This window comes from Micromonospora sp. NPDC047548 (assembly GCF_040642975.1).
Lineage (GTDB): Bacteria > Actinomycetota > Actinomycetes > Mycobacteriales > Micromonosporaceae > Micromonospora.
In genome coordinates, this window is the sequence record NZ_JBEYTI010000100.1 from 1 (window position 1) to 5,432 (window position 5,432).

Consider the following 5,432-nt stretch of genomic DNA (forward strand, 5'->3'; position numbering starts at 1 on the left):
GCAACTCTGCGACCAGCGCGGACTCGCTGCACGTGGCCAGCGGCAACCAGCCGAACATCCGCACCGCACTCAGGTACAGCAGCCGAACCAACACGTCTGCCATCCTGCGTCCTTGTCGCGAAACAGCAGCTCACACCCTATGCGACGAGTTTTGGCACCGTACAGGGCGCGGTTCCGAGGACCGCTGCGAATAGCATCTGATTTCGAACACGGAACACTAATTAGGCACCTTGCCCTGGTTCACCGGTTGCCGCCGCACTGGCAGGCGAGGATCCCGCCGGTGGCGTGATGTGGCAACAATGCCGATCATGTGAGCGCCAGTGCGTCCACGACGAGAAAGTAATGACCTGCCCCGGCCGGGTCAGTCCTTCGTGCTGACGTACACACCTCGGCCCGGCTGGCCGTAGACCAGGCCCCGCGCCGGACCGGCGACGGACCCGCCGTCATCGCCACGCTGCGTAACACGTCGATCGGCTACCACCGCAGCAACGGCGAGACCAACATCGCTCGACCAACCCGCCGCGCCAACCGCCGCCCACACGACCTCACCGACGCCGTGACCAGCAGTAATCCGACAACGCAATGACCCTGCCCCCGACCCTGAGCCGACCCTGAGGCGTCCCGGAACTAACCCCTGCAAGCCATGACGATTCCTACGCAGCCGAGAAACTATGCAGGTCATGACCTACACAGCACAACCTCCCCGGTCTGACAAGACGCGCCGCGCGCTGGAGCTAAAGAACGTCAGCCGCTACCGCCACCCCCTCGCCTTCTACGTCCTCGCCACCGCCATCCCGTGGGCGCTGTGGTTCACCGCCGCCTGGCTGTCGAACCAGCCCGATCCCAGCCAGACCACCCTCGCCGTCATGACCGGCCTCGGCCTGGCCGGTCTCGCCGCCCCGGTCGTCGTGGCGATCTGGTTCATCCGCAAGGACGGGCTCACCCGCGACGTCCTCACTCGCCTGGTCGCGCCGCGCGGCACTCGCGCCTGGGTCTGGCTGGCGGCCGTCGCCCTGCTCCCCGGCGCCCTGCTCGTCGCCACCGCGATCTCCATCCCGTTCGGCTACGACGTCTCGCAGTTCGAGCTCCGCAACGGCTTCACGTTCGCGACGGGCCTGCTGCCGGCGTGGATCACGCTCCTCCTGGCCCCCGTCCTGGAGGAGGTCGCCTGGAAAACCTACGGCACGGATGCGCTCGCGTCCCGAATGAAGGTCCTGTGGGCGTCGCTGGTGTTCGGTGTCGTCTGGGTGCTGTGGCACGTGCCGCTCGGCTTCATCAAGGGCTACTACCAGGCGGAGGTCGTCGAGGAGGGCCTGATCCACAGCCTCAACTACGCATTCTCGCTGATACCGTTCGTCATCCTGATGAACTGGCTCTACTACCGCGCCGGCCGCAGCGTCCTCGTCGCGATCGTCTTCCACCTCGCCGCCAACTTCGGCAACGAGCTCTTCCTCACGCACCCGGACACCAAGGTGATCCAGACCGTCCTGCTGCTGGTGCTGTCCGTCGTCGTGGTCTGGCGCGATCGGGAGCTGTTCCTGACACCCCCCGGACGCCGCGCGTGGCCCCGGCCCGCCAGGTCCTCGTCTGCCCTCAGCTAAAGCTTGCGTTGGTGAGGCGATCCGCGGCGCGATGCCGGCCGGGGGCCGCCAGCAGCGCAGACGCAAATGCGCCCGGTGCAGCAGCGAACTACAGCAGCGGTCAGCGGGGCGGCTGACGCGCCGAGGTGGGCTGCGAAGTTCAGAGTGATGGGGGATCGGCCGGTCGACGTCATCAAGTGGCACCTTGAACAGCCGCGGAAGTCGGCCGGTGATGTTAATTTGCCGGCCGTGAATGACTACCGGCTCTTCACGATCGAGGGTGTAATTGCGGCCTGAAGCCTCCGGTCTCGAGCAGCGATCTGGCGATGTAGTTCGTGAGGTTGCGGAACCCGAGTGCGGAACCGCGCAGGTGCTCGAGCCGGCCGTTGATCGCCTCGGTGGGGCCGTTGCTGGTGCCGGGACGGTCGAAGTAGGCCAGCACGTCGGCTGCGCGTTTCTTCAACGTGCGGCCGAGCGTGGTGACCTCGACCAGTGCGTTCGGGACACCGGTGCTGATCGTGTCGATCAGCTTGACCATCAACTCGCGGCCACGGCGCCGGTCCTCGTGTCGGTAGGCGGCGATCATTCGCTGGTAGATGCCCCAGGTCGCCTCGACTTCGACATGCGCGTCGTCGGCGAACAGCGCGGTGAGCCGAGCGGCCTGCTTGTCGGTGAGCAGCCCGGCACCTGTGTGCAGGGTTCTGCGCGCGGAGTAGAGGGGGTCGTTCTTCATGCCGCGGTGGCCGTGGATCGCCAACTGGACCCGGCGGCGGCACCGATCCAGCGCATCGCCGGCCAGGCGCACGACGTGGAAGGGATCCATGACCGCTGTCGCGTCGGGGAGCTCTTCGGCGGTGGCGGTCTTGAAGCCGGTGAAGCCGTCCATCGCGACCACGTCCACCCCGTCGCGCCAGGCCTCGTCGCGGTCGGCGAGCCAGGACTTGAACGCCTGCTTGGAGCGGCCCTCAACCATGTCGAGCAGCCGGGCGGGACCTGTGCCATCACGGACGGCGGTGAGATCGACGATCACGGTGACGAACTTGTCGCCGCGGCGGGTGTGGCGCCACACGTGCTCGTCTACCCCGATCGCGTTGACACCGTCGAAGCGGTTCTCGTCGTTGATCAGCACCCGCTTGCCTTCGGCCAGGACAGCGTCGTTGGCAGTGTTCCACGCAACGCCGAGTCCCTCGGCGACTCGGGCCACGGTCAGGTGCTGGCACACGATCGCCTCGAGTGCCCACCGCAGCCCGCGACGCGACAGCTTCGTTCGCGGCTCTGCCGCGAGGCTGGTGTCCTGGCGCCACACGTGACCGCAAGCGGTACACCGGTAGCGGCGCACGGTCACCACGAGCGTCGTCGGCCGCCAGCCCAGCGGCTCGTGGGCCAGCTCCCGGGTCACGGTGTCGCGCGGTACGCCTTCGCAACCACAGCGACGGCACCACTGGTCCGGCTCGACGACCCGGCATGCCAGCACCGCACGGTCGGGCCTGAGTCGTTGGCCGGTGACGGCCAGACCGAGCTCGTCGAGCCGGCAGAACTTGGTCAGGTCAGGGCAGGCAAAGGTAGCGTCAGACAAGTCGAGGTGTGCCAATCTGGAAGACCACGACTTCCGTCCCGGGGCAGCGATGCACAAACGCAGCCGGACGCCCGATCTCGTGTCACCGTCGCAGCGGTCTTCTTCGCGTACCCACTCAGATCGGTCAACGGCGCACCCGATAGCGCAGGTGAAGCACCCGGTTGCCCTGAACAACTACGTCTGGGCCTTCCAGCAGGTGCTGCGCGTCGACGGAGCCGAAGTAACGCTTACCGGACCCGAGCACGACGGGTGCGACGTCCATGCGTACCTCGTCGACCCAACCTGCGGCGAGCGCCTGGCCGCCGACGTCGCCAGCAGCGAACTCGACAGTGCGGTCACCCGCAAGCTCCCGCGCCTTGGCCACGGCCGCCTCGATGCCGTCGACAAAGTGGAACGGCGCCTGGAGGTCCCAGCCCTCGGGCGCACCACGGTGACTCACCACGACCACATGGTCGATCCCACTCGGAGGCGTCCCATCCCAGCCGTCGGTGATATCGAAGGCGTGACGGCCGGAAATGGTCACCCCGACCTCGTCCCAGTACGGCCGGACGTAGTCGAACGAAGCCTGCGACACCTTCAGAACGCCACTGTCGTCCAACGGCACGTCACCGCTGACCAGCCACTCGAAGATCGGACCGGGGTCGTCGTTCTCAGCCGCGATGTAACCATCCACCGAAACCGACGCGTTCATGACCACTTTCCCCATGGATTCCTCCTCTGTTTGGAGTCCCAAGTCTTGTGCGACGTGAGCTGTCGCTCTTGTACGAAATCAATCGGCCGGGAGCGGCCAGCCGTCCAGGACGTGGTCGGGATGATCGCGCAGGAATCGCCGCCGGACTTCGGTGTACCGGGTCGGCGTGAGCCCGGTGAACTCCCGGAACTCGCGCACGAAGTGGGCCTGGTCGAAGTAGCCCGCGCCAGCGGCAACGTCTCCCCAGTCGATCGGTGCAGCGACGTCGAGCGCCAACACGGCGGAGCTGAAGCGGTAGCTGCGAGCCAGCCGTTTTGGCGTGACACCGACTACGGCCTTGAACCGCTTCGCCAAATACGTGCTGCTGGCGCGGGCCGCCACACCGATGTCGCTGATCGGCACTGTCCCGCCTGTCGCCGCAACGGCGCTGCTCATTTGGCGGACCAGGTCAAGACCGTCGATCACCCGCAGCCGTCGCACCAGTTCCTCCTCGAGCAACATCAGCATTTCGTGCGGTGCGTCCGCCAAGGTCAGTCGGTGTCGCAATTCAGCGATAGCGGGCTGGCCCCAGATTTGCTCCACCGTCGCAGGTCGGTCGCACAACTCGGCCGCGGGCATCGGAAGGAACGGTGCCAGGCCCCACGGCCTGAAGTGGACGCCCACGGACCGGGTCGGGGTTGGGTAGCTGAACTCCCACGCACGCGTGGGCGTGGTGACCGCGCAGCCGTCGGCGTACTCCACGGCGTCTACGTCGGTGCCTGCGCGGATGAAAAACGGCGCCCCGAGGTTGACGATGAGCAATGGCGCGGGCGCCGCCGGCAGCATCAACCGGGAGTACGGCGGGGCGCCCTCCAGGTAGTAGAGGTCGTCGATCAGCCCGTCCAGCGGCGGACCGGGCATTCTGGATACATACTCCACGCCGACATCATCGCCGACGGCCCATCCGGCATCACGCGCCGCCGCCAGCATCGAGCCGGCGCCGATCCCTGACGGGCGCCCCGGCGCATTTCGGTCCCCAACTACACCCCACGTTGTGAAGGGCCTGACTACCTGCGCGACGTCGACTGGGAATCGCTAAACGGCCCATACGGACCGGCCTCCGAGGTGCCGGACCTGTTGCGGACACTTCGATCTCAGGACTCAGCGGCGCGGACCAGAGCGGAAGAGCAGCTTGAGGATCATCTCCAGCACCAAGGCTTGGTGTATGAGCCGAGTGCCGCCGCAGCGCCGTACCCGATCGACCTGTTCGCCGACAGAAATGCGCCGGATCGACTGGTGGCCTATCGCCTCCTCCGGATGATCCTCGACTGCGTCGAGCTGCATGAATCGCCGAGGCCGGCGGCGGAGGGTCCGACACTGAACGACCTGGCGGGGCAGCGCTCGGACTGGTGGTTGGAGAGGTCGCCGGAGTGGCGCAGGCATGGTGGATATCAGCGCCCGGTCACCAATGCCTGCCACGCGGATGCGTACGAGTCGGTGCGGGCCGGTGTCCCCACGGCCCCGGCGTTGTTCCGGCTTGAGGCGTTCTGTCCAGGTTAAGGACCGGACGGGGCTGGAGTTGTGGGACGAGCGCGGCTTCTGATGA

The 5,432-nt window shown here is 66.9% G+C and carries 5 protein-coding genes; 1 reads left to right on the forward strand and 4 read right to left on the reverse strand.

Features of this window, described 5'->3' with window-relative positions; all coding sequences use genetic code 11:
* Positions 1-680: 680 nt before the first annotated feature.
* The gene (locus tag ABZ807_RS32985; RefSeq protein WP_357166982.1) at positions 681-1,601 is read left to right on the forward strand and encodes a type II CAAX endopeptidase family protein; all 921 of its coding nucleotides are present in this window, start codon (positions 681-683) and stop codon (positions 1,599-1,601) included.
* A gap of 247 nt (positions 1,602-1,848) precedes the next feature.
* On the opposite strand, the gene ABZ807_RS32990 is transcribed toward ABZ807_RS32985, so the two are convergent.
* The 4 genes from ABZ807_RS32990 to ABZ807_RS33005 all read right to left on the reverse strand — a co-directional run bounded on the left by ABZ807_RS32990 (position 1,849) and on the right by ABZ807_RS33005 (position 5,170).
* Complete coding sequence (locus tag ABZ807_RS32990; RefSeq protein WP_357166992.1) at positions 1,849-3,156, reverse strand: ISL3 family transposase; 1,308 nt, start codon at positions 3,154-3,156, stop codon at positions 1,849-1,851.
* A 124-nt stretch (positions 3,157-3,280) separates the two neighbouring features.
* On the reverse strand, positions 3,281-3,862 hold the full coding sequence (locus ABZ807_RS32995) for a dihydrofolate reductase family protein (RefSeq protein ID WP_328624473.1): 582 nt from the start codon (positions 3,860-3,862) through the stop codon (positions 3,281-3,283).
* Between the two features lie 63 nt (positions 3,863-3,925).
* Positions 3,926-4,816, reverse strand: a complete 891-nt coding sequence (locus ABZ807_RS33000; RefSeq protein ID WP_357166986.1) for a helix-turn-helix domain-containing protein — start codon at positions 4,814-4,816, stop codon at positions 3,926-3,928.
* A 171-nt stretch (positions 4,817-4,987) separates the two neighbouring features.
* Positions 4,988-5,170, reverse strand: a complete 183-nt coding sequence (locus ABZ807_RS33005) for a hypothetical protein (protein WP_357166989.1) — start codon at positions 5,168-5,170, stop codon at positions 4,988-4,990.
* Between the last annotated feature and the right edge of the window lie 262 nt (positions 5,171-5,432).